This window comes from uncultured Maritalea sp., assembly GCF_937139385.1.
In the GTDB taxonomy this organism is placed as follows: Bacteria; Pseudomonadota; Alphaproteobacteria; order Rhizobiales; family Devosiaceae; genus Maritalea; species Maritalea porphyrae_A.
On sequence record NZ_CAKZPW010000365.1, the window covers coordinates 1 to 2,767 of the forward strand.

Genomic DNA, 2,767 nt, shown 5'->3' on the forward strand with positions numbered 1-2,767 from the left:
AATCAGCTCAAAGTGCCAACTGACGGGCTGATTTTGAAATCTGAAGCAAACCTTGTCGCCTCAAAGACTGCGGATTGGTCGGCGGAAAAAAAATCTCAGCTTGTTGCGCTTCTGGATCAATTCAAACCCGGCCTGGGTGAGCAAGCCTTACAAGCTTTGACGTCTTAGAAATAGAGCGCCGCGCCAATTGAGTGGGCGCGGCGTGTTAGAGCGTTGATTGACTATTTTTTGTCAACTGCCATGCCGCCTGGGCCATGAACCCAAAGCAGCAAGAAGCCACCGGCCAGACCCAAGTTTTTCATAAACATGATCATTTGTGTTTGATCAGCAAAATTGGTGTGGGCCAATACGGCGCTGGCAATGCTGAACACAGCAAATGCCAAGGCCACGTTCCGTGTCTGATAACCTGCCACGATCGCGATCCCGCCAACCAGCTCAAACAAGCCAACAAGATAAACAGAGACACCCGGAAGTGGGATGCCAAGAGCGCCAAAATAACCCGCCGTGGCTTCGGCACCAGTAAGTTTGCCGATACCGGCCATTATAAACAATATTGCCAAGAATATGCGCGCAATAAGCGGCGCAACCTTTTGTAGTCCATCCATCTATCTGTTCCCCATTGTTCGATAAAACGAAGCGGACACTGCACCAATTGCTTCAGTGTTTAAATATCGTGAATAATAACAGCATGTTTACCAATTCAACACCAATCAGATTTCGACATGGATTTTGCGCGAAATCTCCGCCATCGACGGATCGCAACGCTGGGGCTAGCTTCCCACCATCCTACCTCTTTTAAAAAGCTATACGACATTGGAACTTGATCTTTTTGCTTTGCTATTTCTAGCCGGTGCTGGTTTTCTAGCTGCGTTTTTGGACGCGATTGCTGGAGGCGGCGGCTTAATCAGTCTGCCAGCCCTTCTGTCTGTTGGGGTGCCGCCACTTTCGGCGCTTGCCACCAATAAATTGCAGTCGGTAGTCGGAACAACGGTTGCGGCAATTACCTATTGGCGGCGCGGTTTTATTCAACTCAAAACGCTGATAATGCCGGTTATACTGACGTTTTTGGGGTCAATGATCGGGGCGGCAACCGCCAAATCGATGGACACCGATATTCTGACGCTGTTGGTCCCCGTTTTGCTCATTTTTGTTTCGCTATACTTCATGTTTTCGCCCAAAATGACAGATGAGGCCAGAACGGAGCGACTGGCGTTTGCTATTTTCGCCCCGATCATGGGCTTTGCAATTGGCTTTTATGACGGCGTGTTCGGGCCGGGCACTGGCTCATTCTTCATTGCTGGTTTTGTTACACTATTTGGTCTTGGGTTGACCCGCGCGGTGGGCAATACCAAGGTTCTCAATGCCGTTTCCAATTTTGCTGCCCTGATGTTTTTCATTCTGGGTGGGGATGTTGTTTGGCTTGCCGGAGGTGCCATGATCGTTGGGCAAATCGCTGGTGGATACTTGGGCGCACGCACGGGCATGAGGTTTGGTGCAAGTTTAATCAAGCCGCTCATTGTTGTGATTTCCATGACCATGGCCATACGCCTGCTTTGGCCGATTATTTTTGGTGCCTAGACAAGTTTTTATTAGCAACGCGCGCATGGTTAATGCTGTCTTAAACATGTTCTTAAATACTCGCCCGTGAATAGTATTTGCTGATTCTGGTTTGAAACAATCAGCAATCGCCGTCGGGAGTAGGGCATGAACAACGAACAGGATCAAAAGTCCGTCAACGAACGCCGTGATATTATGGAATTGGACGACGCCAGTTGCGCGCGTATAAGGTCCGTCAAATCTTCTGTTATGTCGCATATGCCCGATGCGCTTGATCGGTTTTACGAGAAACTGAGCGGAATTGATCACCTCAATAAGATGTTTAGTTCCGACGCTAGTCGCAACAACGCTAAGGCAAAACAACTCGCCCATTGGGAGCGGATTGCTGATGGTGACATCGGTCAGGACTTTCTGCGCGCGAGCCGCCGAGTTGGCGACGTACATGCAAAAATTGGCCTTGAACCTAAACATTATATTTCAGGATATGCACTATTGGTGGAAACGCTGATTGAAGGCGTGATCACAGATCAGTTGGCCGCTGCTGGAGGCAAAAAAAGCTTGTTTGGCCGTGGCGGCTCCAATGTGGACGCCAAGGAATTAGGCAAAACTGTTTCAGCCCTTATGAAGGCCCTTTTGATGGACGTGGAGTTTTCCATCAGCTCATACATTCATCAACGCCGCCTTGAAACTGAAAATGTAAACGCAGAAATTCAACGGGTGGTGAAAGCTGCTCAAGAAGGCGATTTCACTCAGCGTGCACAAGCTGACGTGGAGAACGAATATCTGGCCTCCCTTGTGGACAGCACCAACAACCTCATGCACTCGGTTGATGATGGTCTTTCCCGCGCGGACGAGGTTTTGAGCGCGCTGGCGGAAGCTGACCTGACTAAACGTATGGATGGCAACTTCAAAGGCTCATTCGGTCAACTCCAGTCAAACATCAATACGGTTGCCGATCAATTGTCAAAACTGATCTCGCAAATTCAAGAAACCTCGGGTTCACTAAAAACGGCCACCAGCGAGATCTTGTCTGGGGCCAACGATTTGAGCGAGCGCAGCACGCGACAAGCCTCGGCAATTGGTGAAACTTCTGCGACCATCAAGAACCTTTCTGAAACGGTGGGTGAAAACACCAAAGAAGCCAACAAAGCCATGCAACACGCTGACGATGTGCGCCAAACAGCGGAACAGGGCGGCGAGGTGATGACCA

The 2,767-nt window shown here is 49.7% G+C and carries 3 protein-coding genes; 2 read left to right on the plus strand and 1 reads right to left on the minus strand.

All coding sequences use genetic code 11. The features are described from left to right. Window positions 1-221: 221 nt before the first annotated feature. Entirely contained in the window at window positions 222-605 is a 384-nt protein-coding gene (locus Q0231_RS14785; protein WP_269392599.1) for a DoxX family protein, read from the minus strand. 208 nt (window positions 606-813) lie between these two features. Here Q0231_RS14785 and Q0231_RS14790 point away from each other — a divergent pair, with 208 nt between their 5' ends. Both Q0231_RS14790 and Q0231_RS14795 read left to right on the plus strand, forming a co-directional pair. After that, entirely contained in the window at window positions 814-1,578 is a 765-nt protein-coding gene (locus tag Q0231_RS14790) for a TSUP family transporter (protein WP_299348638.1), read from the plus strand. Between the two features lie 126 nt (window positions 1,579-1,704). Continuing rightward, a partial coding sequence (locus Q0231_RS14795) for a protoglobin domain-containing protein (protein ID WP_299348640.1) occupies window positions 1,705-2,767 on the plus strand: 1,063 nt, incomplete at its 3' end.